Consider the following 23,693-nt stretch of genomic DNA (forward strand, 5'->3'; position numbering starts at 1 on the left):
CATTGCGTAGTGGCTGCTGTGTCTATCTTGATAAGCTTTTACCCATTTATCTATAGTTTAGCCACTGTAATCAGTGTGCTAGACTCTAGCCAGATTTGATTTTTGGAGATCAATAATGAAACCAATTCTACCTGACTACAGCCAATCAGGTGTTCTTATTGTCGGTGACGTCATGCTTGATCGTTACTGGTATGGCCCAACTGGCCGTATTTCACCTGAAGCACCTGTGCCCGTTGTTAAAGTAGAAAATAACGAAGAGCGTCCTGGTGGTGCTGCCAACGTAGCAATGAATATTGCGTCTCTCGGTGGTCACGCTCATGTTGTTGGTTTAACTGGCAAAGATGAGCCTGCTGAGGTGTTAAAAAATACCTTAGGCGCACTAAAGGTTAAATGTGATTTCGTTGAGTTAGAAGATTACCCAACCATTACTAAATTGCGTGTAATGAGCCGTGGTCAGCAGCTGATCCGTCTTGATTTTGAAGACAAGTTTGAGAATACAGACCCTGAGCTTATTTTGTCTCGCATGGAGCAAGCGCTTCCAAATGTACGTTCGGTCATTCTTTCTGATTACGCGAAAGGTGCGTTAGAGCATGTGCAAAGTTTTATTCAAAAAGCTCGTGCGGCAAAGGTTCCGGTATTTATCGACCCGAAAGGTGCTGATTTAGAACGCTACCGTGGTGCGACTTTGCTTACGCCAAATATGTCTGAGTTCGAGTTGGTTGCAGGTAAGGTTAAATCGGAAGAAGATCTTATCGAGAAAGGCATCGCCTTAATCGAAAAATACGACTTTGAAGCCTTGTTAGTGACTCGTAGTGAGCATGGCATGACCTTACTTCGTAAAGGGCAGGCGCCATTCCATTTGCCGACTCAAGCGAAAGAAGTGTATGACGTGACCGGTGCGGGCGATACGGTTATCTCAGTATTGGCTGCTTCGGTGGCTGCGGGCAAACCTCTAGATGAAGCGTGTGCACTCGCGAATGCGGCGGCTGGTGTGGTAGTTGGCAAACTTGGTACATCGACACTGTCTACAATTGAGTTAGCGGAAGCGATTCACGGAAGCCAAGATACCGATTACGGCGTGATCTCTGAAGCGGCATTAGTTGAAGCGGTGAAACGTGCTCGTGCGAAAGGTGAGAAAGTGGTTATGACTAATGGTTGCTTTGATATTCTGCATGCCGGACATGTTTCTTACATGAACCATGCCGCTGAGTTGGGTGACCGTTTGATCGTTGCCGTTAATACTGATGAGTCAGTGAAACGCTTGAAAGGCCCAGGTCGCCCAGTGAACCCAACCGATCGTCGTATGGCGGTATTGGCTGGTTTAGGTGCGGTTGATTGGGTTGTTCCGTTTTCTGAAGATACGCCTCAACGTTTGATCTCTGAAGTATTGCCAAGCATTTTGGTAAAAGGCGGGGATTATAAACCTGAAGATATCGCTGGCGGTGCGGAAGTGATTGCGGCTGGTGGCGAAGTTAAAGTACTTAACTTTGAAGATGGTTGCTCTACAACTGAAATTATCAAAGCGATTAAAGGTGGTCGAGGTTAACCCTTCGCCTTCGAGTATAAAACCTTTAGCCTCAAGCTCATAGTCAGATTGTAAATCTAACTTTTGATAGATAATAAAAATGCCGCTCAATGAGCGGCATTTTTGTAACGGTAATCTAGTCGCTTTATTAAAGACTTTGATTAGAGTCTTTAACTAGGATTTAAGAATTACTTGCTTGCTACTTTTAGACCTGCGTTTACATCAACGATGTCTTGTTCGCTTAGTGTACCAACCGCTTGACGAAGCTGAAGAACACTTAGGATGTAGTTGTAACGAGCATCTGAAAGGTTTTTGTTCGCATCGTATAGACGGCGAGTCGAATCTAGTACGTCAACGATAGTACGAGTACCCACATCAAAACCAGCTTCTGTTGCTTCTAGAGCAGACTGAGCTGAAACAACAGACTGTTCGTAAGCGCGTAGAGCACCAATAGAAGCTGTGATGTTGTTGTTGAAGGCACGTACGTCTTTTACAACGCTACGGTAAGTTGCTTCTAGATCTTCACTTGCTGCAACGTAGTTGTATTCAGCCTGTTTAGTCAAAGAAGTTGTGCTACCACCCGTGTATAGAGGTACATTTAAGTTAACGCCAACATTGAAGTTGTTTGTGGTACCGTCAGAAGTAGCACTTGAACCAATATCAGTATAGTCGTATCCACCATCAAGAGTTAGAGATGGTAGATGACCTGAGCTCTGTAGTGAAATATTGTCTTTAGCTATGTCTTGCGAGATTCGCGCAGCAAGTAGACTAAGGTTTTTTTGCTCAGCTTGTTCAACCAGTGCAATCGCAGACTCAGAAGATTTGCTTGCTGAGAAACGGTCAGTGTCTAGGATGCTTAGGTTAGAGTGTTCTTGACCTGTAATCTCACGTAGACCTTCGTAGTTATTAATCAGAGTGTTCTCTGCTAAAACTTCATCAGCTAAAACGGCATCGTATTGAGCTTGCGCATCATGTACATCGGTGATTGCTGAAAGACCTACTTCAAAGCGCTGTTTTGTTTGTTCTAGTTGGCGCGCAACCGCTGCTTTTTCTGCACGAACGAACTCTAGGTTATCTTGAGCACGCAGTACTTCGAAGTATGCTGTTGCTACACGCAGGATCAAAGCTTGTTGCTCTGCTGCATACGCTGAATCAGATTGACGAGCTGTTTTTTCTGCTGTATCTAGCGTGATCCAAGAAGAACGTTGGTATAGTTCTTGAGAAAAGCTAATACCAGCTGTTAGAGCATTCTGGTCATTATCGCGAGTCGATGCTGAATCGAAATCTGTATCACCACGAGTAAGGTTGTACCCAGCTGTCAAATTGATTTGCGGTAATAAAGAGCTACGGCTTGACGTTACTGCTTCAAAAGCGGCATCGCGCTGCGCTGCTGAACGAAGAAGTTGTGGATCGTTCTGTTTTGCTTGGTCGTAAACTTCAGCTAGCGTATCAGCGAAAGCTGACGAACTCAGGCTGCCAATTGCTGCACTGATAAATAGTGGAAGCAGTTTTTTCATTTTCCTATTCCTGCCTTTAATAGAATTTTCTCTGAAAGAGTTTAACCCAGTTTGATGGTAATTTACTCGAAACTTTGCACTTTTTTACATTTAACTGTCCACTTGTGCAATATTTATTTTTTAAAACTTAACTTTAATTATAAAATTTATACAAAAAGTTGAACCTTATCCTTGGTAGTTAACTCGGACAATGAGTAAACTATAAAGATCACTTAGTGAGGTACCAAATGCAACAGTATGATAATCAACGACACGAGTTTACTCCTCAAGATGTGGAAATAGTCTCAAAAGAGACGCTGTTTCGTGGTTTTTTCAAAATGGTTAAATACACATTTAAACATAAGCTGTTTGAGGGGGGCTGGAGCCAACCTATAGAACGCGAGATGTTTGAACGTGGTCATGCTGCCGCTTTGTTACCTTATGATCCTATTCGTGACGAAGTGGTGATCGTAGAACAGATCCGTGTCGGCGCTCTAGAGCATGAGAACCCTTGGCAATATGAAATTGTGGCCGGGATCATTGATACGAACGAATCATCACAAGATGTTGCTCGTCGTGAAGCGATGGAAGAAGCGGGCGTTGAAGTCGGATCTGTATTGCCTATCACTTCGTATTACCCTTCATCTGGCGGTTGTTCAGAAAAGCTCGACGTCTTTGTTGGTTGTGTTGATACAACCACAGCAAAAGGTGTACACGGTTTAGATTACGAAGGTGAAGATATTCGCGTACAAGTGATGACTCGCGATGCGGCTTATCAGTTAGTAAAAGAGGGTGTGTTTGAAAATGGGGCCACAATTATTGCGCTGCAGTGGCTACAATTGAACTACCAAGAATTACAGTCAGAGTGGATAGATTAACGTTATGCCAAATATAGCAGTCAAGAAACCGTATCATGTTGATCTTGCTGAACTGATGCGAGTTTACGAGACTAACTATGCCAAGCTTAACGCTCTGTTACCGGTAGGGCATGAGGTTGGTGATGTTCGCTGTTACCAAGCCGTTAATATGGTGTATCAATTGACAGTGAATGAGGTCACAAAATACACCACATTAATAGACATATGTCAGAGTGACGAGACGCCAGTGTTTCCTTTGCCAAAAATGTCTGTCAGGCTATATCACGACGCTCGAGTTGCAGAAGTGTGCGCTAGCGGGGATTTTTCACGAGTCAAAGCGAAATATGACTATCCCAACACTAAGCTTCTGCAAAAGGATGAGAAATTTCAGTTGAACAAATTTCTTGGAGAATGGTTAACGTTTTGTTTAAAAACGGGTATCAGCCGTTCGCCAATTCCTTTTTAATTGAGCCCCATTGTAAAAACACTTTAAAGTTTAAACAGTAACGTATCTGGATTTGGTATTTTGGAATTATCACACACTTCAAAATTTGATGAGAGCAGTATTAAGCTTGTACAGCTAACGGACACGCATTTGTTTGCGCCGAGCAATGGCAGCTTATTAAGCATCAATACTCAAGATAGCTTTCGTGCTGTAGTTGATGGCATTGTTAACCAAGGCTTCGATTATGAGGCGATCTTGGCGACGGGTGATATCTCTCAAGATCACAGTGCTGAGTCGTATCAAAAATTTGAATCAGGTATTCAACCTCTGGAAAAGCCATGTTATTGGTTGCCAGGAAACCATGATTTCAAGCCTAATATGGGCAGTGTCTTACCATCACCTCAAATACAGTGCGTTGACCATGTCTTACTGGGTGATAACTGGCAGATGGTGATGCTGGACTCGCAAGTGGTTGGTGTGCCTCATGGGCGTCTAAGCGATCAACAACTTGATCTGTTAGAACAAAAATTGATCGAATTCCCTGAGCGTAATACCTTGGTTTTACTGCACCACCACCCGTTATTAGTGGGCAGCGCATGGCTGGATCAACATAACCTAAAAGATGCGGATCAATTTTGGGATGTGGTTCAGCAGCATACCAATGTCAAAGCGGTACTGTGTGGCCACGTTCATCAAGACATGAATCGAGATCATCATGGTGTGCAAGTCATGGCAACCCCGTCGACTTGTGTGCAATTCAAACCTAATTCAGATGACTTTGCCGTTGATACATTGTCTCCGGGGTGGAGAGAGATTGAATTACATCAAGATGGCACAGTAAGCACTCAAGTGCGCCGCTTGCCTAATGGGCAGTTCTTACCTGATTTTGAAGCGGGTGGTTATTGATGTTAGTGATTATTGTTGTAGGAGGCTATTAATGTCCGGTTCTAATCAGCAAGTCGCTAAGCCATCATTGCTTCTCTATATTCATGGGTTTAACAGTTCATCTCGTTCTCATAAAGCGAATGTGATGGCTAATTACTGTGCGGAGCATCGGGCTGATATTAAAGTCGTCACTCCTCAACTGCCGAGTTTCCCTCAGCAAGCGGCACTTCATCTGCAACAGCTGGTGGAACAATATAAAGAGCAATATCAGATTGCATTGGTCGGTAGCTCATTGGGTGGCTATCTTTCAACATGGCTGAATAGTCATTATGGTTTTAAAGCGGTTGTTGTAAATCCAGCAGTGAAGCCGTATGAGCTTCTTGCCGACTATTTGGGTGAACAAGTAAACCCATACACACATGAGCGATATGTACTGGAAACAAAGCATATTGATGAACTGAAGGCGTTAGAGGTTCCGGCTCTTTCTCAGCCGAGTGATTTCTGGTTACTTCAGCAAACGGAAGATGAAGTTCTGGATTATCGACAAGCTGTCGAAAAGTACCAAGGTGCAACACAAACAATAGAAAAGGGTGGGGATCATAGCTTTGTTGATTTTGAGCGTTACCCACAACAAATCATTACTTTTTTAGATTTATAACCTGTTCCATTAACTGAGTAATTTTCTCTTGTTTGTCTGTTATTTCATCTATCAATGGTGAAATATCATAGTTTGATGTCTTAGTTTTTGAACTAGCTTGACATCATTACTCAGCTTCCAGACTATATTCCCCAATACTTCGCTCATTCGCTCTACTATGACGGTTCATAGTAATGATTCTGCTTTAGTGAAACTAGAGCCAGCGAACTGACGCAAACTTTTTGAGTAAACTCCGTATTATGACTGAACAATATAATGCAAAAGACCTCGAGGTACTTGAAGGTCTCGATCCGGTGCGACACCGCCCGGGAATGTATACCGAGACAGAAAGACCCAACCACCTTGCCCAAGAAGTCATTGATAACTCGGTCGATGAAGCATTAGCGGGACACGCTAAGAAAATCAAAGTTGTGCTTCATGCTGACCAATCGTTAGAAGTTACCGATGATGGCCGTGGTATGCCTGTTGATATCCACCCTGAAAAAGGGATCTCAGGTGTTGAGCTGATTTTAACTAAGCTCCACTCTGGCGGTAAATTCTCAAACAACAACTACAAGTTTTCTGGTGGTTTGCACGGTGTAGGTATCTCGGTCGTAAACGCGCTGTCAAAACGTGTTGAAGTAACGGTTCGTCGTGATGGTCAAGTGCATGAGATCGCCCTTGAAGGTGGTCATGCTGTTACTGACCTGACAGTGACAGGAACTTGTGGTCACCGCAATACTGGTACTACGGTGCATTTCTGGCCGGATCCAAAGTATTTCGATAGCTCTAAATTTTCGACACTTCGTCTTATCAATAACCTACGAGCAAAAGCGGTACTTTGCCCTGGTTTAGAAATTACCTTTGTTGATAAAGTTGGTGGTGAAGAGCATAAATGGTTCTATGAAGATGGTCTAAAAGACTATCTAGCTGAGGGCGTAAAAGGTTACACCTTATTGCCTGAAGACCCATATGTTGGTGAGTTCGTTGCTGAAACGGAAATGGCTAACTGGGCAATCATTTGGCAGCCAGAAGGCGGTGATATGATCACCGAGAGTTACGTGAACTTAGTACCAACCAAGCAAGGTGGTACGCACGTAAATGGTCTTCGTCAAGGTTTGCTTGATGCAATGCGTGAGTTCTGTGAATTCCGTAACCTACTACCACGTGGCGTTAAGCTAACGGGTGATGACATCTTCGATCGCTGTTCATACGTACTATCGGTGAAGATGCAAGATCCGCAGTTTGCTGGTCAAACAAAAGAGCGTCTATCTTCTCGTCAAACCGCAGCGTTTGTTTCTGGTGTTGTAAAAGATGCCTTCAGCCTATGGTTGAATGAAAAACCGCAACTGGCAGAGCAATTGGCTGAAGCTTGTATTGCCAATGCTCACCGCCGTATGCGCGCGAGTAAGAAAGTTGTTCGTAAAAAGATCGCATCTGGCCCAGCGTTGCCGGGTAAATTAACTGACTGCTCAGTTCAAGATTTAAGTCGCACCGAAATCTTCTTCGTGGAAGGGGATTCGGCGGGTGGTTCTGCTAAGCAAGCTCGTGATCGTGAGTTCCAAGCGGTAATGCCACTGCGTGGTAAAATCCTAAATACATGGGAAGTGTCAGCAGACCAAGTCTTGGCTTCACAAGAAGTACACGATATCTCGGTTGCTCTGGGTATCGACCCTGATAACGATGACTTGTCGGGCCTGCGTTACGGTAAGATCTGTATCCTTGCCGATGCGGACTCGGATGGTCTTCATATCGCGACACTGCTATGTGCACTGTTTACTCGCCATTTCCATGCTCTGGTTGAAGCGGGTCATATCTATGTGGCAATGCCTCCTCTGTATCGTATCGATTGCGGTAAAGAAGTGTTCTACGCACTCGATGACGCAGAGAAAGATGGTGTGCTTGAGCGACTATCGCAGAAGAAAGCCAAGATTAACGTGCAACGATTCAAAGGTCTGGGTGAAATGAACCCACTTCAGTTGCGTGAAACCACCATGGATCCAAACACTCGTCGCCTTGTTCAATTAACGATTGATGATAACGAAGCAACCAACGAGATGATGGACATGCTGCTTGGTAAGAAGCGTGCAGATGATCGCCGTACATGGCTACAGACTAACGGTGATATGGCCGAGGTATAATGGATGTCTAACGAAATTACATATGATGGTGTTGAACAACTGCCGATGCGCAAGTTCACTGAAGACGCCTATTTAAATTACTCAATGTACGTGATCATGGATCGTGCATTGCCATATATCGGTGATGGCTTAAAGCCAGTACAGCGTCGTATTATCTATGCGATGTCAGAACTCGGCTTATCAGCTGCATCGAAATATAAAAAATCAGCTCGTACCGTTGGTGACGTGTTAGGTAAGTATCACCCACACGGTGATTCTGCTTGTTACGAAGCGATGGTATTGATGGCACAACCTTTCTCTTACCGCTACCCATTGGTAGATGGTCAAGGTAACTGGGGTGCTCCGGATGACCCGAAATCGTTCGCTGCAATGCGTTATACCGAAGCGAAATTATCTAAGTTTGCTGAGGTTCTTCTAGGTGAGCTAGGTCAAGGCACCGTTGATTGGCAACCCAACTTTGATGGCACGATGAAAGAGCCTCAAATGTTGCCAGCTCGCCTGCCTCATATCCTGCTTAACGGCATCACTGGTATTGCGGTTGGTATGGCGACCGACATCCCCCCTCACAATGTCCGTGAAGTGGCGGATGCAGCGATTCATTTGATTGACACGCCGAAAGCAGAGCTTCCTGATGTGATGGGTTTCATTCAAGGCCCTGATTACCCGACAGAGGCTGAAATTATTTCGCCAAAGTCGGACATCGAAAAGATCTATCGCACTGGACGTGGCAGCATTAAGATGCGCGCGGTTTGGCACAAGGAAGGCTCTGATATTGTTATCACGGCTCTTCCTCATCAAGTGTCAGGTGCTAAGTTACTTGAGCAAATTGCTAACCAGATGCGCGCTAAGAAGCTGCCAATGGTTGACGACTTGCGTGATGAATCTGATCACGAGAACCCAACGCGTATCGTCGTGGTTCCTCGTTCGAACCGTATCGACTGTGATCAACTGATGAGTCACTTGTTCGCTTCGACGGATCTAGAGAAGAACTTCCGCGTTAACTTGAACATGATTGGTTTAGACAGTCGCCCTCAAGTTAAAGGCCTGGTTCAAATTCTGAAAGAGTGGATTGAGTTCCGCCGTACAACGGTTCGCCGCCGTCTTCAGTACCGTTTAGATAAAGTACTGGCACGTTTGCACATCTTAGAAGGTTTGCTTGCTGCTTATCTTAATATCGATGAAGTCATTGAGATCATTCGTACAGAAGACGAACCATGTCCTGTATTGATGAGCCGTTTCAATATTTCTGAAATTCAAGCCAATGCGATTCTTGATATTAAACTTCGTAACTTAGCTAAGTTAGAAGAGTTTAAGATTCGAGCTGAACAAGAAGAGCTTGAAGCTGAACGTGAAAAGCTTGAGAAGCTACTTGGTTCAGAGCGTCGCTTGAATACACTAATCAAAAAAGAGATCCAAGCAGATGCGGATAAATACGGCGATGATCGTCGTTCTCCGTTGATTGAACGTGCTGAAGCGAAAGCGCTAACAGAACGCGACTTAGTACCAAGCGAGCCAATCACGGTTGTGTTGTCTGAGAAAGGTTGGATTCGTCATGCTAAAGGGCATGAAGTTGATGCCGAAGGCTTGAACTACAAATCTGGTGATAAATTCTTGGCGAGCGCTAAGGGTAAGAGTAACCAACAAGCGGTATTCCTGGGCAGTGATGGTCGAAGTTACTCCCTTGAGTCTCATTCATTACCGTCGGCTCGAAGCCAAGGTGAGCCTATTACAGGTCGCCTGAACGTCAGCCCTGGCACTTCGATTCGCCAAGTGGTGATGGGAGAGAATGAGCAGCTATGGTTAGTGGGTTCTGATGCTGGGTACGGTTTTGTTTGTAAAGGCAGTGATTTATTGTCTAAGAACAAGAGTGGTAAAGCGTTAGTTAACTTGCCACAAGCTTCTGAAGTGATGTTGCCAAGCCCGATTGCTGACTTGGATACTAACCAGATTCTGGCGATTACTAATCAAGGCCGCATGTTGTTGTTCCCGATTAAAGACCTACCTCAGTTGAGTAAAGGTAAGGGTAACAAGATCATCAACATTCCTTCTGCGAAAGCAAAAGAGCGTGAAGAGTTTGTCTCGCATTTAATGGCTATCCCTGAGAATGCAACGCTGACTATCTACGCGGGTAAACGTAAGCTTGGCTTGAAACCTGCAGATCTTGAAAACTTCCGTGGTGAGCGTGGCCGTCGTGGAGGGTTGCTGCCAAGAGGTCTACAGCGAGTGACTCGCATCGATATCGAAGCTCCTAGCGAATCATAAAGACGTTTGTTCTAGGTTCTCGTGACTAGATAAAAGAAAACCCAGCCTGAGAGCTGGGTTTTTTGTATCTATGTTCTTTTCTATGCGTACTTTAGTGGTTTGAATCTAGCGCCATGATTCGCTCTACAAGCGAGTATCTTCCGCTATCGTAACCTTGAGAGTTTTGTTCTCTCCTTGGCGCAATATACCAACCTCAATCACCGTACCCGGTCGAAGATCAGTAACAATATCCATCACGCTCTGTCTCCCGTTAATTTGGGTATTATTGATACTGATAATTATATCTTGTGCTTCAAAACCAGCATCTGCTGCAGGGCCGTTCGGGTCAATGCCTAATACGACAATGCCACCAATGTTCTTATTGCCAAGTAAGCGTGACGTTACTGAGTTGATGTCTTGCCCGTCAATACCAATGTAGCCACGAATTACACGACCATCTGCAATGATCTTTTCCATGATTTTATTGGCCAGTGGGTAGGGGATAGCAAATGAAATCCCGTAGGTTTCCATGTCTGTGGCTTGCTGGAAAGACGCGGTATTGATACCGACTAGTTCGCCTTGTGAGTTGACGAGTGCTCCCCCTGAGTTACCTTCATTGATCGCAGCATCGGTTTGGATAAAGGCTTGATGGCCGTCAGCACTGATCGAAGATCGGCCCGTAGCTGAGATAATGCCAAAAGTGGTCGTTTGACCTAGGTTGTATGGGTTACCGATCGCCAGAACCACATCACCGACATTGGCCTTGTAACTTGGATTGAGTGGAATCACGGGTAGGTTGTCACCACTGACTCTAAGTATTGCGATATCGGTGCGTTTATCAGAACCGACTAATTGCGCGGCAGCGACTCGTCCATCTTGAAGTGCTACTACAATTTGGTCAGCTTGAGCTACAACGTGGAAGTTGGTAATGATGTAGCCTTTTTCGCTGACAATGACTCCTGACCCTAAGCCTTGAGTCAGCAGTTTGTTGCGATCGCTCTCTGCGTATTTACGGCTATAGATATTCACAACAGCAGGTGCTGCACGGCGTACTGCTTGGTTAAATGAAATCTGAAGAGAGGCGATATTATCCACTTTAGGGGTGGTGACGTCAGAAACAATGCCTGATCTTAAACTCGGAAATGCGAGAAGAATAAGCGCCGCTGAAACAAGTCCAAGGGAAATAGAACGAAATAGAAAGGACAGCATGTTTCCCTCTTCAACAAGTAAGGTACGAAGCCATCAGCGAATGGATGACTTAATTACAAGTGAAGCATAGCATTTTGATTCATCTAAAGAAAAGGGAGACTGAGTAAGTTTCAAGCAAACTTATGCGGCCTCCCTTTGGTTATACTGACAAATTATTAACGAATGACTAGGTAGATAGTTCTATTTCCTCGTTGGATATTCAATGCCAATACGCCAGGTTGTTTCTCTAAAATATCTCTGAACTGCGCAAGGTTCTTAACCGTTTGGCGGTTTACGCCGATGATGATGTCATCTTTCAGAAGCTGGTAGGCTTCTGCTGGTGAGCCTTTAGCCACATTTGATACCTTCACTCCTGTAGCTGCATCGCTATCGTTAGTGTTGGTCAACTCAGCACCCGCAAGTCCTTCATGGAGCTTTTCAGCTTGTGTTTTGTTATTGGTTGATTCGCCTAACGTGACATCAAAGGTTTTGCTTTTTCCGTCACGAACGATTCCAAGCTCAATTTGCTTACCTGCACCGAGAGTGGCCACTTTGGCTCTTAATTCGCTAAAGGTATCAATGCGTTTACCATTGATAGAGGTAATTATATCACCCGCTTTCAGGCCTGCTTTATCTGCTGCGCTGTCTGGTACAATTTGGCTAACAAACGCACCTTTACTTGATTCATAACCGAGCGCCTCTGCTAATTCAGAGGTCACTTCTCCACCTTGAACTCCCAACATACCGCGCTTCACTTCACCGAAATCGAGAATCTGTTCTGTCAGGTTTTTCATCATATTAGACGGGATTGCAAAACCGATACCGACATTGCCTCCGTTAGGGCCAAGAATGGCGGTGTTGATACCAATCAGTTCACCGTTAAGGTTGACTAGCGCACCACCAGAGTTACCACTATTGATCGCGGCATCGGTTTGAATGAAGTTTTCAAAGTTCTCAAGGTTTAAGCCGCTTCTTCCTAGGGCCGATACGATACCTGATGTGACAGTTTGCCCGAGTCCAAATGGGTTACCGATAGCCACGCTAAAATCACCGACTCTTAATTGATCTGAGTCTGCGAGTTTTATCTGGGTTAGGTTCTTGGCTTCCTCTAATTTCAGAAGCGCAATATCAGACATTTGGTCGCCACCGATGAGTTCGGCATCATATTCTCGACCATCATGAAGTTTCACTTTGATATCGTCGGCGCCATTAATTACGTGATAGTTGGTGACGATATGGCCTTTTTTAGCGTCAATGATGACACCCGACCCCAAACCTCGGAACGGTCGCTCTCGAGTTTGCTCTGGGCCAAAAAAGAATTGGAATTGTTCAGGGATTTGCTGACGTTGTACTTGTTTGCCTTCTACAGCAATACTAACCACAGCGGGGGTAACTTGCTCAAGCATAGGAGCTAGGCTAGGTAATTGTTCATTACCCACACTTAGGGGAAGTGCGGCTGTCGCTTGAATTGGCGTGATGATTGAACTTAAGCTTAAAGTCAGTACCGATAAAGCAAGCAAAGGTTTTTTCATCATAAACTCCTCTCTAGTTAAGGTCTTAGCCTTCTCATATTTGCTATAGATATGAGAAATTTCAAATGACCTGAGTGAAAGTTATGACTCAAAAACCTTTGTAAAGTTCACAGAAGTATTAAATGTTTACGATGCTTTTGCTGTAACGACATCCGGAGCATCAATAATTTCTTTCTTCTGCTCAGTAAATAACCCCGTTGCGCCATTGGCGTAATCTTTGGGTTGTTCCTCAAGTGTTGCCTCTTTAACAGAAGCTTTATCTTGTGGCTTGTCTGAGTGTGCAGCCGCTGTTTTCACAAATGGATTGTCTTGCTCAGGTAGATTAGGGATGAGTTCTGAGCTCGTTTTTTCCATGTGCTGATACAGTTTCGTGTAGTCCTTACCTAAGGTATCCAGCATTTCTGCTGATTTCGCAAAGTGGTCAGCCAGCTCTTGTCGCTGTTGCTCAAGGGCAAACTTTGCGCTATCTAATTCTTTCTGTACGTTCTTTTGTTTTTTGTATTCAGGTGTCATGAGACGAGAAATAGCGACCCCTAAAATAACTCCGACTAGTAAACCGGCAACGGCATACATCCAAGGCATAACAGCTCCTTATTATTGTTTTTTAACATGTTTGTTACTGCTTAGTTACACGTGGTACGGCTCCATGGTACTATGAGAAAGCCGCAGTATAAAGAGAAATGCGTGTGCGCTAGTTAGCAGTTTAGTGCTGCTTTATTCGCCGTATGGCATTAACTCTAGAATTGTTTAGGCTCATTTTTCTTCGCTGTCTGATATTGCTTTCATTGTGGAAATGTCGTCATGAATCCCATTAAAAAATACGAACAAGATATAAAAGAACATGGATTTCAAAGAGATCCAGCACAAGAGCAAGCCGTTAAATCTTTAGATGAACTCTTTCATCAGTTCCAAGAATATATGAATACTCCTATTCCTGAGTTGACTCGATTTCAGAAGCTACTAGGGAAAAAAGTTCAATCACCGAAACCACCCAAAGGTCTCTATTTTTGGGGCGGTGTAGGGCGCGGTAAGACGTATTTAATGGATACGTTCTATGATGCCTTACCGACCACAAATAAAATGCGAGTTCACTTTCACCGTTTTATGTATCGCGTGCATGATGAGTTGAAAGCATTAGGTAATGTGAGCGATCCATTGCCTTTGGTGGCAGATAAGCTAAAAGAAGAAGCGGACATTATCTGTTTCGATGAGTTTTTTGTTTCGGACATTACGGATGCAATGATTCTAGGGACTTTGTTCCAAGAACTTTTCGCACGAAACGTTATTTTAGTCGCGACCTCAAATATCCCACCTGCAGATTTGTATCGCAATGGTTTGCAGCGCGCGCGATTCTTACCTGCAATCAAGCTTATTCAAGACAACTGTCACATTCTTAATGTCGATAGCGGGATCGATTATCGACTGCGTACTTTAGAGCAAGCTGAAATCTATCATTACCCATTAGATAGCCAAGCGAATATCAATCTTGAAAAGTACTACGCACAGTTGGTGGGCGAAGATAAACAGAAGTTAAAGCAAATAGAGGTTAACCATCGTCAATTAGACGTAATAGAAGCAAGTGACGGCGTTCTACATGGAACCTTTGCTCAGCTTTGTCAGTCGGCCCGTAGCCAGAATGACTATATTGAACTGTCTAAGGTTTATCACACGGTATTATTGGCAAATGTTTTGCAAATGGGTTCCACCTCAGATGACGCGGCACGACGCTTTATTGCGTTAGTCGATGAGTTCTACGAGCGCAATGTTAAGCTGATAATTTCAGCAGAGGTTGAGCTAGAAAGTTTGTATACTCATGGTCAGCTGGAGTTTGAATTTAAACGTTGTCAGTCGCGCTTAATCGAAATGCAGAGCCACGAATATTTGGCAAAAGAACACTTAAGTTAGCTTTGATTATCTCGAATAAGAAAGAGAATTAAAAAAATCGTGATTTTGTTCAAAAAGAGGTGATTTTTTCTTCGCTCTTCTCTATAATCCTGCGACCTACCGTTACTGCGGGCCTCTAGCGATGAGTAAAATCACGTTATGCCAAGAGTTTTCCAACACTCGAAGGGGTGATGAATGGTAACTCTTAGACAGTGGGAGTACGCGAGTATTCCTTAAGTGTAAATTTTTTAAATAGGTAATTATTAGCATGAAAACTTTCGTTGCTAAACCAGAAACTGTAAAACGCGACTGGTATGTTGTAGACGCTGAAGGCAAAACTCTTGGCCGTCTAGCAAGTGAAATCGCTTCTCGCCTACGCGGCAAGCATAAAGCAGAATACACTCCTCACGTAGACACTGGTGATTACATCATCGTTGTTAACGCTGAGAAAGTTGCTGTAACTGGTAACAAAGCTAAGGGTAAGGTTTACTACCGTCACTCTGAGTTCCCAGGTGGTCTTAAAACTATCACTTTTGAAAAGCTAATTGCTAAGAAACCAGAAATGGTTCTTGAACTAGCAGTTAAAGGTATGCTTCCACGTGGTCCTCTAGGCCGCGCGATGTACCGTAAGCTTAAAGTGTACGCTGGTACTGAGCACAACCATGTTGCTCAACAGCCACAAGTACTAGACATCTAAGGGGATTATGAAAATGGCAGAGAATCAATACTACGGCACTGGTCGTCGCAAAAGCTCAGCAGCTCGTGTTTTCATCAAACCAGGCTCTGGTGAGATCGTAATCAACAAGCGTAGCCTTGATGTTTACTTCGGTCGTCCAACTTCTCGTATGGTTGTTAAGCAACCTCTTGAGCTAGTTGAACTAACTGAGAAACTTGACCTTTACATCACTGTTTCTGGTGGTGGTATTTCTGGTCAAGCTGGCGCAATCCGCCACGGTATCACTCGCGCTCTTATGGAGTACGATGAAACTCTACGTCCTGCTCTACGTGCAGCTGGCTACGTTACTCGTGACGCTCGTTGCGTTGAACGTAAGAAAGTTGGTCTACGTAAAGCACGTCGTAAACCTCAATTCTCTAAGCGTTAATTTTTCTTTACGAAAAAGTACACGCTCCCAGTTTTACGACTGGAATTGTGGTTCAAAGCTCGGCTATATGCCGGGCTTTTTGTTTTTATACCCCCTCTAAACGCTTTCCCTCCCTCGTTTTATTTCCAAATTCTTATATTTTGAAAGCTTTTGTAACCCAATGTGCGCTTTGCCTCATGATTGTTACAAAAAGGTAGCTTTATCTTGTCAAAAAGTAGGGTTTTATTTATCATTTGCCGTCAATAAATAGAACTAAATACATATTTTGTTAGCCATGCTCTTTATTCGGAATTATTTCAATCCATAAGGAGCAAATGGGAGAATGTTTGGATGAGCAACGCGCCTTTAAATAACGGTCGCAGGCGTTTCTTAACCGCAACAACAGCCGTTGTTGGTGGTTTAGGAGCAGCTGCTGTAGCCGTGCCTTTTATTAAATCATGGAATCCGAGTGCTAAGGCGAAAGCTGCAGGCGCCCCGGTGGAAGTGGAAGTCAGTAAGTTAGAACCGGGACAAATGGTTCGTGTCGAGTGGCAAGGTAAGCCTGTATGGGTTGTACGCCGAGCTGAATCGGTACTAGAAAACCTAAAAGCGATCGGTGGTCAACTTCGTGACCCTCAATCTGAAGCTGAACAACAACCTGAATACGCACAGAACGAGTTCCGTTCGATTAAGCCGGAATTCTTCGTTGCTGTTGGTTTCTGTACGCACTTAGGTTGTTCTCCAACTTACCTACCGGATTCTTTTGCAGAACAAGTTCAGGGTGTTAAGTCTGGTTTCTTCTGTCCTTGTCATGGTTCAAAGTTTGATATGGCAGGTCGAGTATTCCAAGGCGTACCAGCTCCATTGAACCTTGTTGTACCAAAGCATATGTATTTGAGTGACACTAAGATCATGATCGGTGTGGACGAGGGAGACGCGTAATGCAAGGATTGCTTGATTGGGTAGAGAAACGTCTACCTGCGATGAATGCTTATAAAAAGCATTTATCTGAATACCCAATGCCTAAGAACTTTAACTTTTGGTACCTTTTCGGTTCTTTAGCAATGTTGGTACTGGTTAACCAAATCCTTACGGGTATTTGGTTAACAATGAACTACGTACCGTCTGGTGAAGGTGCGTTCGCTTCTGTTGAATACATCATGCGTGATGTAGAATACGGTTGGTTACTGCGTTACATGCACTCAACGGGTGCTTCGGCATTCTTCGTGGTTATCTACCTGCACATGTTCCGTGGTTTAATCTACGGTTCATACCAAAAACCTCGTGAGCTACTTTGGATCTTCGGTATGTTGATCTTTTTAGTGCTTATGGCTGAAGCTTTCATGGGTTACTTACTACCATGGGGTCAAATGTCTTACTGGGGTGCTCAGGTAATCATATCTCTGTTTGGTGCAATCCCAGTTATTGGTGATGACCTAACGCTTTGGATCCGTGGTGACTACATCATCTCTGGTGCAACGCTGAACCGTTTCTTCGCACTGCACGTTATCGCTTTACCAATCGTACTATTGCTGCTTATCGTACTTCACGTACTAGCACTGCACGAAGTAGGTTCGAATAACCCTGACGGTATCGAAACCAAGCTTCCTAAAGGTACGATGGGCGACGACTACAAGACTCAGTTCCCATTCCACAAGGATTACACTAAGAAATACGACATCATTGACTCTATTCCTTTCCACCCATACGGGACGGTAAAAGATATGGTTGGTGTTGCTGGCTTCCTATTCTTGTTCTGTTACGTGCTGTTCTTTAACCCAGAAATGGGTGGGTACTTCCTTGAGCCGCCAAACTTTGAAGCTGCAAACCCACTGAAAACACCAGAGCACATTGCTCCAGTTTGGTACTTCACGCCGTTCTACGCTGTACTTCGTGCTGTTCCCGATAAGCTGTTAGGTGTAGTAGCAATGGGCGCCTCTATTGTCGTGCTCTTCCTACTACCTTGGTTCGATCGTTGTAAAGTGCGCTCTTACCGTTACCGTAGCAAACTGCATTTGATTAACATCATCCAATTCACAATAAGCTTTATTGCGCTTGGTGTCCTTGGTGCGCTTCCAGCAACGCCAACATACACGCTACTAGCTCAAATCTTTAGCTTAGGTTACTTCATGTTCTTCGTTCTGCTGTGGTTCTACAGTAAAAATGAAGCGACGAAACCATTACCAGAAAGGGTGACATTCAAATGAAAAAGTGGATTGTAATTTTATTTGCTATGTTGCCGTCACTGGCGATGGCAGCGGGTGCAAGCGTACCATTAGACAAAGCGAACAATGATTTAACAGACAAAGCCTCATTGCAAAATGGCGCTAAGATGTTCATGAACTATTGTTTCGCTTGTCACTCAACGCAGTACCAACGTTATGAGCGTGTTGCGAATGATTTAGAAATTCCTTTAGACCTAATGAAGGAAAACCTGATTTTCGACCCAGAAGTGAAAATTGGTAGTTTGATGGTTAATGCTATGCCTTCTGATCAAGCGGCTAGTTGGTTTGGTGCTCCGCCACCTGACTTAACTCTGGTTGCTCGTGTTCGTGGTGCAGATTGGCTATACACATATCTTCGTACTTTCTATGAAGACCCGTCTCGTCCATTTGGGGTGAACAACATCGTTTTCCCAAGTGTTGGTATGCCACATGTTCTTGAAGAGCTACAAGGAATCCCTACGCCAATCTACGATACTCACATGGTAGATGGTGAGGAAGTGAAGGTTGTTGTTGGCACTGAAACTGACGGTTCTGGTGAGCTAAGCACTGGTGAATACGATGAAGCGGTTCGCGACCTTGTAAACTTCCTTGTTTACTCGGGCGACCCGGTACAACTTGAGCGCCACGCTATGGGTTGGTGGGTAATGGCCTTCTTAGTAATCTTCACTATCATTGTGATTTTACTGAAGAAAGAGTATTGGCGTGATGTGCACTAATTGTGCTATAATACCGTGCTAATTCCCAAATTATGTTAATGTTCAATGGAGGCTTTTAGGCCTCCATTGTTTTTATTTAAAGTGTACTGGAGGGCTCCATGGCTGTAGCTGCCAATAAACGTTCTGTGATGACTCTTTTCTCAAGTGCTTCTGATATGTATAGCCATCAGGTGCGCATTGTTCTTGCTGAAAAAGGCGTAAGTGTTGAAGTTGAGTTGGTTGATGAAAAAAATCTACCAGCAGAGCTTGTTGAACTGAACCCGTACAAATCAGTACCTACCCTTATTGATCGTGAGCTTGCTTTATATGACTCAAAGATCATTATGGAATATCTTGATGAGCGTTTCCCTCATCCACCATTGATGCCTGTATACCCGGTTGCTCGTGGTAATAGCCGTCTAATGATGTACCGCATTGAGCGCAACTGGTATTCAGTTGCTGAGAAAATCGTTAAAGGCAACGCTGAAGAATCAGAAGCTGCTCGCGTTAAACTGCGCAATGACCTACTGACTCTTGCTCCTATCTTCGCTGAATATGAATACTTCATGAGCGAAGAGTTTAGCCTAATTGATTGTTACCTAGCTCCGCTGTTATGGCGTTTACCTGAGCTTGGTATCGAACTAATTGGTCCTGGTTCTAAAGAGCTTAAGATTTACATGAACCGCGTATTCGAACGTGATTCATTCCTAGCTTCTCTAACTGAAGCTGAGCGTGAGATGCGACTCGTTCGCTAAGCGTTATGGATATTTCTAATATGACCCCACGCCGACCATACATGCTTCGTGCATTTTATGAATGGCTGGTTGATAACGAATTAACGCCTCACTTGGTTGTTGAAGCAACATTACCCGGTGTGCGAGTTCCTGAAGAGTTTGTTCAAGATGGCCAGATCATTCTGAACATCGCGCCTCGTGCTGTTGGGCAACTTGAATTGGGTAACGAAGCAGTAACGTTTAGTGCTCGCTTTAGTGGCCGTCCACATTCTGTGATCGTTCCGCTTTACGCAGTACAAGCGATTTATGCTCGTGAAAATGGTGCTGGTACCATGTTTGAACCTGAAGAGGCATACATGGAAGCGTTTGAAGAAGGGATCGAAGAAAGTCCTTTTGAAGAACCAGAAAAAGGCCCATCTTTGAGCGTAGCAACGGCAGACGAAGACGCTGAAGAAGAGCCTGACTCAGATCCTGAGCCTCCTCGTCCTGCGAAAGGTCGCCCAAGCCTTCGCGTTATCAAATAACGTTAGTAAAATAACAACCAAATAAAAAAGCAGCGATCTATCGCTGCTTTTTCTTTTTTTGCTTTCTTATTCTGTCTTCAGTCAGTTACTGCCCAGCTTTTTGAACGGGCTACTGAGCATCTGCATTATCCAGTATTGAGCATATAGATTGATTCGTTAATTAACCGAAGTCTCTTCTTCTTCACCATATTCAAACGCTCGAATTACCTGCTTCACACCAGATATATTACGTGCAACTTCTGTTGCGATATCAGCGTGTTCTCGAGAAACCAATCCAAGCAAAAATACTTCTGAATCTTCAGTGATGACTTTTACTTTAATGCCGTTAAGCTCAGCATTGGCAAGTAGTGCAGACTTCACCTTGGTGGTAATCCAACTGTCTTTGCTAATAGCGCTAACAGATAGTGGTTCTTTAACTCGAACTTGATTGTGAATGCTCTTTACACCGGTAACATCCTTGGCTTGGTTTTCAAAAGCACGACGTTCAGAGTCTGTCATGGCTTGTCCCATCAACACGACAGAACCTCGGTAAGAGCTGGCAGTGACACGAACATTGCCACGAAATGGTTGTTTATTGGTTATCGCCGCAACTTCAAATTCGATGTTGTTATCGTTCCAAATTTCTTTGGTGGTTCGCGTATCCGTGACTAGGTTTGCTGTGGTTGCCGCACCAGCAATGAAAATGCCAGCACAACCAGATAGGGACAGTGTAAGTAGCGAAACACTAATCAGCTTGAACAGCTTCATAGAGGTTAATGATTTCATTGTGATGCTCCGTATATCACTCTTCGTGAGCAGGGAAGAGTACTTGGTCGATTAGGTCACATAGGCAGTGTAGTGTCACCATGTGTACTTCATGAATGCGCGCTGTGCGGTGTGAAGGGATACGAATTTCAACATCGTGCTCACCAAGTAAGCCTGCCATTTCACCACCATCTTTACCAGTAAAGGCAATGATTGTCATGTCGCGTGTTACCGCAGCTTCCATCGCTTTGATGATGTTCTTGCTGTTACCGCTAGTCGAGATAGCCAGTAAGATGTCACCTGTTTGACCAAATGCTCGTACCTGCTTAGAGAAGATTTCTTCATAGTGATAGTCGTTTGCCACTGCAGTTAGCGTGGTGTTATCAGCCATGAGTGCCATCGCCGGAAGGCTAGGGCGTTCTGTTTCAAAGCGGTTGAGTAAGCATGATACAAATTGCTGAGCATTCGACGCCGAACCACCATTACCACAACAAAGAATTTTGTTTCCGTTGAGCAGGGTAGCAACCATAGCTTGAGCGGCATGCGTGATTGCGTCTGGCAGTGCTTCTGCAGCCGCAATTTGGATTTGAATACTTTCTGTAAAACTTTCTTTAATGCTGTCTAGCATGTTTATCCTTGGGTAATTGCGTTTTGAATCCAGTCGATATGTTCATTCGGCCCTTCAATGGCAACAATATCAAACCTGAAATCCGTAGAATGCACTGACAAGCCTTGCTGCATAAGCCAAACATTGGCTGTTTTGAGCAGCTTCTGTGACTTCTTTGCTGTTACCATTTCAGCGGCATGTCCGTAACGGGTTTGCTTACGGTATTTTACTTCGGCAAACACTACGGTATTGTTATGGCGCATTATAAGATCAATCTCGCCACATTTAGCTATGAAGTTTTGTTGAATTAACGATAAACCGTGGCCAATTAAATAATTCTTCGCCACGGTCTCGTATTTATCACCCACTTGTTTGTGGGTGACGGTTGCTTTGGACAAAAACGTACGGCTAAAAAGCCCCATGCTCTGCCCAGCTGATTTCGCGTTGTACGACACAATTATTATCGATGGTTAACACACCGGTTTCACCCGGAATACTGTAACCTTGTACAGCTTTCATCTGTGGCAGTGCATCCATTAGGTAATAAGCATCCATTCCCAGAGCTTGCAAACGTTTTTGGCCGTTTGAATGTGCAGGCCATAAGTCGTTTAGCTCTTTGTTGAGCTCGTTCTTGTTCTCAACTAACAGTGGGATATCGCTGTAGAAAACACCGGTTAGGTCTTCATACTGTTTATCACCGCTGTTGCTGCGTGAATTTGAGAACAGTGCTGGTTGACTAGCATCTGGATTAATTGCGACTTCAATGAACGGTTTGATTAGCGTTAGCTCTGAGTTCTTAGCCACAATGTAGACAGAATCGATATCACGGCGACTGCGTGGTTCTGTTTCTAGGTCTAGGTTCAGTAACCCGTCCATTTGAGCGATACGCTGCTGGCTTTCTTGTAATCCGAAGACTTGGTTTACCGTGCGCTGCAGTTGACGTTTATCAGCGAAAAAACTCATCGCGACGTCGTTGCTACTGTATTTTTGCCACTCTTCCTTAAAAGCTTGCTCAACTCGATCACCCAAACGTCCTTTTGGCGCAAGGATTAGCGGGTACTTGTAACCTTGAGCAAAAAGGTGTTTCGCGGCCTGAGCGACTTCTTGTTCAGGCGATAGAGCGAGATAGCAAATATTGGTATCAGGTTCTAGTTGCGTTGGAATGTTCAGAGCTAAAGCTGGAATCGAGTTCTCGTGGTTTTTCTGTGCTTGCTGAAGCTTAGTGATGTTGCTCTTAATCAGCGGGCCAACGATGAAATCAACGTTGTTCTCTTCCAATGTCGCTTTGATTTCAGCAGCACTTTGCACGTTGGTATCCATAACGGTCAGCGTTGCATCTTCTTCGCGTTCTTTGTCGTTCATCATAGCAAAGATGAAGCCATCACGTACCAGTTGTGCTTGCTTACCATACTTACCCGTTAGCGGCAGCAACAGTGCTGTGCTAGTTGGCTTGCTGATCTCTAGTGCTAAAATATCGGTGATCGCTTGAGGTGTGTAAGTAGCCGCAGGGTGCTGAGGGTTCTCGGCTAACCAATCAGATAGAGTTTCCTGTAGGTTTGGAAGGTTCGAGTTGAGCGTCTTCATGTAGATAGCCAGTTGTAACCAACCTGAAAGCACATCTTCTGTCGGCGATGTTTTCAGTTCTAGAATCTCGTATTGAGAGTAGCTATTCAGATTCTGCCAAATACGGTCGGCAGTTTGCTGTTGAAGCTCGTCGTCAGTGTCTAGGTACTCTGAATAGAGCACTAACTCACGGCTTGCCTCGAAATACTCACTTTTCATCTCTGAGATGTTCGCGCGTAGCTCGTGATAATCTTTCCACTGTTCGTCAGGTAGCTTCCACCAAGGCTGAAAGTTCAGTTGGCTATAAGCTTGATCAGGCTGTGAGTTATTCACTAGCAGCTGAGCGCGAGCTAATTGCCATTCCGCTTGTTGAACTTCACTTAGTTCTTGTTTTGCTAAGCGTTTGATAAGCAGTGTTGCTTGATCGGTTTTTCCAGCTTGCACAGAAGATTTAAGCGCCATGATTAACCAGTCGTTTTGTAGACTTCCTTTACTACTATCCGCCTGCATCATGTAACTTTCAGTTGATTGCGCTGGATCTAGTGTAATATCAACGCTCGTTGGTGCTTGAGGACCTGAAGAACAAGCCGCCAATGTAATTGCTAATGCAATTGGAGTTAGTAAGCGTGGTACACTGAGTCTCTTATGGTTCATCGTTGCCATGAGTTCTTTAAATTCCGTATAAATT

At 44.3% G+C, this 23,693-nt stretch carries 23 protein-coding genes; 15 read left to right on the forward strand and 8 right to left on the reverse strand.

Annotated elements, in window-relative coordinates:
* The first annotated feature begins 115 nt into the window (after positions 1 to 115).
* The gene (hldE, locus tag ACFI6G_RS11170) at positions 116 to 1,546 is read left to right on the forward strand and encodes a bifunctional D-glycero-beta-D-manno-heptose-7-phosphate kinase/D-glycero-beta-D-manno-heptose 1-phosphate adenylyltransferase HldE (protein ID WP_010434661.1); all 1,431 of its coding nucleotides are present in this window, start codon (positions 116 to 118) and stop codon (positions 1,544 to 1,546) included.
* Between the two features lie 167 nt (positions 1,547 to 1,713).
* Here hldE and tolC read toward each other — a convergent pair whose 3' ends face one another.
* Positions 1,714 to 3,042: an outer membrane channel protein TolC gene (tolC, locus tag ACFI6G_RS11175; protein WP_016787597.1), complete on the reverse strand. Its 1,329-nt coding sequence runs from the start codon at positions 3,040 to 3,042 to the stop codon at positions 1,714 to 1,716.
* Positions 3,043 to 3,269: 227 nt separating this feature from the next.
* Between tolC and nudF the strand changes: the two genes are divergently transcribed.
* The 6 genes from nudF (at position 3,270) to parC (ending at position 10,248) form a co-directional block, all read left to right on the forward strand.
* Entirely contained in the window at positions 3,270 to 3,899 is a 630-nt protein-coding gene (nudF, locus tag ACFI6G_RS11180) for an ADP-ribose diphosphatase (protein WP_010434668.1), read from the forward strand.
* A gap of 4 nt (positions 3,900 to 3,903) precedes the next feature.
* The gene (locus ACFI6G_RS11185; protein WP_010434670.1) at positions 3,904 to 4,344 is read left to right on the forward strand and encodes a DUF1249 family protein; all 441 of its coding nucleotides are present in this window, start codon (positions 3,904 to 3,906) and stop codon (positions 4,342 to 4,344) included.
* 60 nt (positions 4,345 to 4,404) lie between these two features.
* Complete coding sequence (gene cpdA, locus ACFI6G_RS11190; protein ID WP_010434672.1) at positions 4,405 to 5,229, forward strand: 3',5'-cyclic-AMP phosphodiesterase; 825 nt, start codon at positions 4,405 to 4,407, stop codon at positions 5,227 to 5,229.
* 31 nt (positions 5,230 to 5,260) lie between these two features.
* Positions 5,261 to 5,866 (forward strand): esterase YqiA, encoded by a 606-nt coding sequence (gene yqiA / locus ACFI6G_RS11195; protein ID WP_010434674.1) that lies wholly within the window; start codon positions 5,261 to 5,263, stop codon positions 5,864 to 5,866.
* Positions 5,867 to 6,105: 239 nt separating this feature from the next.
* Entirely contained in the window at positions 6,106 to 7,986 is a 1,881-nt protein-coding gene (gene parE, locus ACFI6G_RS11200; protein WP_010434676.1) for a DNA topoisomerase IV subunit B, read from the forward strand.
* 3 nt (positions 7,987 to 7,989) lie between these two features.
* A complete protein-coding gene (parC, locus tag ACFI6G_RS11205) occupies positions 7,990 to 10,248 on the forward strand; it encodes a DNA topoisomerase IV subunit A (protein ID WP_010434678.1) in 2,259 nt (752 codons plus the stop codon).
* A 123-nt stretch (positions 10,249 to 10,371) separates the two neighbouring features.
* Here parC and degS read toward each other — a convergent pair whose 3' ends face one another.
* The 3 genes from degS to zapG form a co-directional block, all read right to left on the reverse strand.
* Positions 10,372 to 11,436, reverse strand: a complete 1,065-nt coding sequence (degS, locus tag ACFI6G_RS11210) for an outer membrane-stress sensor serine endopeptidase DegS (protein WP_010434680.1) — start codon at positions 11,434 to 11,436, stop codon at positions 10,372 to 10,374.
* Positions 11,437 to 11,591: 155 nt separating this feature from the next.
* Positions 11,592 to 12,947, reverse strand: coding sequence for a DegQ family serine endoprotease (locus ACFI6G_RS11215; RefSeq protein ID WP_010434682.1), 1,356 nt, complete (start codon positions 12,945 to 12,947; stop codon positions 11,592 to 11,594).
* Between the two features lie 126 nt (positions 12,948 to 13,073).
* Positions 13,074 to 13,529, reverse strand: coding sequence for a Z-ring associated protein ZapG (gene zapG / locus ACFI6G_RS11220; RefSeq protein ID WP_010434684.1), 456 nt, complete (start codon positions 13,527 to 13,529; stop codon positions 13,074 to 13,076).
* A 219-nt stretch (positions 13,530 to 13,748) separates the two neighbouring features.
* Here zapG and zapE point away from each other — a divergent pair, with 219 nt between their 5' ends.
* From zapE to sspB, 8 genes are all read left to right on the forward strand, one after another.
* A complete protein-coding gene (zapE, locus tag ACFI6G_RS11225; protein WP_010434686.1) occupies positions 13,749 to 14,852 on the forward strand; it encodes a cell division protein ZapE in 1,104 nt (367 codons plus the stop codon).
* A 247-nt stretch (positions 14,853 to 15,099) separates the two neighbouring features.
* Positions 15,100 to 15,528: a 50S ribosomal protein L13 gene (gene rplM / locus ACFI6G_RS11230; protein WP_010434689.1), complete on the forward strand. Its 429-nt coding sequence runs from the start codon at positions 15,100 to 15,102 to the stop codon at positions 15,526 to 15,528.
* Positions 15,529 to 15,541: 13 nt separating this feature from the next.
* Positions 15,542 to 15,934: a 30S ribosomal protein S9 gene (gene rpsI, locus ACFI6G_RS11235; protein ID WP_004740758.1), complete on the forward strand. Its 393-nt coding sequence runs from the start codon at positions 15,542 to 15,544 to the stop codon at positions 15,932 to 15,934.
* Between the two features lie 330 nt (positions 15,935 to 16,264).
* Complete coding sequence (gene petA, locus ACFI6G_RS11240) at positions 16,265 to 16,855, forward strand: ubiquinol-cytochrome c reductase iron-sulfur subunit (RefSeq protein WP_010434692.1); 591 nt, start codon at positions 16,265 to 16,267, stop codon at positions 16,853 to 16,855.
* Positions 16,855 to 18,120 carry a cytochrome b gene (locus tag ACFI6G_RS11245; protein WP_009848941.1) on the forward strand — a complete coding sequence of 422 codons (1,266 nt, stop codon included), beginning with the start codon at positions 16,855 to 16,857 and terminating at the stop codon, positions 18,118 to 18,120. The genes petA and ACFI6G_RS11245 overlap by 1 nt, the downstream gene beginning before the upstream one ends.
* On the forward strand, positions 18,117 to 18,854 hold the full coding sequence (locus ACFI6G_RS11250) for a cytochrome c1 (RefSeq protein WP_010434698.1): 738 nt from the start codon (positions 18,117 to 18,119) through the stop codon (positions 18,852 to 18,854). The genes ACFI6G_RS11245 and ACFI6G_RS11250 overlap by 4 nt, the downstream gene beginning before the upstream one ends.
* 98 nt (positions 18,855 to 18,952) lie before the next feature.
* The gene (sspA, locus tag ACFI6G_RS11255) at positions 18,953 to 19,588 is read left to right on the forward strand and encodes a stringent starvation protein SspA (RefSeq protein ID WP_010434700.1); all 636 of its coding nucleotides are present in this window, start codon (positions 18,953 to 18,955) and stop codon (positions 19,586 to 19,588) included.
* A 5-nt stretch (positions 19,589 to 19,593) separates the two neighbouring features.
* Positions 19,594 to 20,091 (forward strand): ClpXP protease specificity-enhancing factor, encoded by a 498-nt coding sequence (gene sspB, locus ACFI6G_RS11260; RefSeq protein ID WP_010434702.1) that lies wholly within the window; start codon positions 19,594 to 19,596, stop codon positions 20,089 to 20,091.
* A 156-nt stretch (positions 20,092 to 20,247) separates the two neighbouring features.
* Here the strand turns inward: sspB and ACFI6G_RS11265 are convergent, their stop codons facing one another.
* Genes ACFI6G_RS11265 through ACFI6G_RS11280 form a run of 4 tightly spaced genes read right to left on the reverse strand, consistent with a single transcriptional unit; the run spans position 20,248 to position 23,668 of the window.
* Entirely contained in the window at positions 20,248 to 20,856 is a 609-nt protein-coding gene (locus tag ACFI6G_RS11265; protein WP_010434703.1) for a BON domain-containing protein, read from the reverse strand.
* 16 nt (positions 20,857 to 20,872) lie between these two features.
* A complete protein-coding gene (locus tag ACFI6G_RS11270) occupies positions 20,873 to 21,463 on the reverse strand; it encodes a phosphoheptose isomerase (RefSeq protein ID WP_010434705.1) in 591 nt (196 codons plus the stop codon).
* A 2-nt stretch (positions 21,464 to 21,465) separates the two neighbouring features.
* Positions 21,466 to 21,864, reverse strand: coding sequence for a YraN family protein (locus ACFI6G_RS11275; protein ID WP_010434707.1), 399 nt, complete (start codon positions 21,862 to 21,864; stop codon positions 21,466 to 21,468).
* Positions 21,851 to 23,668, reverse strand: coding sequence for a penicillin-binding protein activator (locus ACFI6G_RS11280; protein WP_016783970.1), 1,818 nt, complete (start codon positions 23,666 to 23,668; stop codon positions 21,851 to 21,853). Before ACFI6G_RS11280 ends, ACFI6G_RS11275 begins: the two co-directional genes overlap by 14 nt.
* Between the last annotated feature and the right edge of the window lie 25 nt (positions 23,669 to 23,693).

Source organism: Vibrio sp. PSi01 (genome assembly GCF_054960695.1).

Coding starts and splice junctions, on each gene's coding strand:
- hldE (WP_010434661.1), top strand. CDS start 116: ATGAAACCAATTCTACCTGACTACAGCCAATCAGGTGTTCTTATTGTC.
- tolC (WP_016787597.1), bottom strand. CDS start 3,042: ATGAAAAAACTGCTTCCACTATTTATCAGTGCAGCAATTGGCAGCCTG.
- nudF (WP_010434668.1), top strand. CDS start 3,270: ATGCAACAGTATGATAATCAACGACACGAGTTTACTCCTCAAGATGTG.
- ACFI6G_RS11185 (WP_010434670.1), top strand. CDS start 3,904: ATGCCAAATATAGCAGTCAAGAAACCGTATCATGTTGATCTTGCTGAA.
- yqiA (WP_010434674.1), top strand. CDS start 5,261: ATGTCCGGTTCTAATCAGCAAGTCGCTAAGCCATCATTGCTTCTCTAT.
- parE (WP_010434676.1), top strand. CDS start 6,106: ATGACTGAACAATATAATGCAAAAGACCTCGAGGTACTTGAAGGTCTC.
- parC (WP_010434678.1), top strand. CDS start 7,990: ATGTCTAACGAAATTACATATGATGGTGTTGAACAACTGCCGATGCGC.
- degS (WP_010434680.1), bottom strand. CDS start 11,436: ATGCTGTCCTTTCTATTTCGTTCTATTTCCCTTGGACTTGTTTCAGCG.
- ACFI6G_RS11215 (WP_010434682.1), bottom strand. CDS start 12,947: ATGAAAAAACCTTTGCTTGCTTTATCGGTACTGACTTTAAGCTTAAGT.
- zapG (WP_010434684.1), bottom strand. CDS start 13,529: ATGCCTTGGATGTATGCCGTTGCCGGTTTACTAGTCGGAGTTATTTTA.
- zapE (WP_010434686.1), top strand. CDS start 13,749: ATGAATCCCATTAAAAAATACGAACAAGATATAAAAGAACATGGATTT.
- rplM (WP_010434689.1), top strand. CDS start 15,100: ATGAAAACTTTCGTTGCTAAACCAGAAACTGTAAAACGCGACTGGTAT.
- rpsI (WP_004740758.1), top strand. CDS start 15,542: ATGGCAGAGAATCAATACTACGGCACTGGTCGTCGCAAAAGCTCAGCA.
- petA (WP_010434692.1), top strand. CDS start 16,265: ATGAGCAACGCGCCTTTAAATAACGGTCGCAGGCGTTTCTTAACCGCA.
- ACFI6G_RS11245 (WP_009848941.1), top strand. CDS start 16,855: ATGCAAGGATTGCTTGATTGGGTAGAGAAACGTCTACCTGCGATGAAT.
- ACFI6G_RS11250 (WP_010434698.1), top strand. CDS start 18,117: ATGAAAAAGTGGATTGTAATTTTATTTGCTATGTTGCCGTCACTGGCG.
- sspA (WP_010434700.1), top strand. CDS start 18,953: ATGGCTGTAGCTGCCAATAAACGTTCTGTGATGACTCTTTTCTCAAGT.
- sspB (WP_010434702.1), top strand. CDS start 19,594: ATGGATATTTCTAATATGACCCCACGCCGACCATACATGCTTCGTGCA.
- ACFI6G_RS11265 (WP_010434703.1), bottom strand. CDS start 20,856: ATGAAATCATTAACCTCTATGAAGCTGTTCAAGCTGATTAGTGTTTCG.
- ACFI6G_RS11270 (WP_010434705.1), bottom strand. CDS start 21,463: ATGCTAGACAGCATTAAAGAAAGTTTTACAGAAAGTATTCAAATCCAA.
- ACFI6G_RS11275 (WP_010434707.1), bottom strand. CDS start 21,864: ATGGGGCTTTTTAGCCGTACGTTTTTGTCCAAAGCAACCGTCACCCAC.
- ACFI6G_RS11280 (WP_016783970.1), bottom strand. CDS start 23,668: ATGGCAACGATGAACCATAAGAGACTCAGTGTACCACGCTTACTAACT.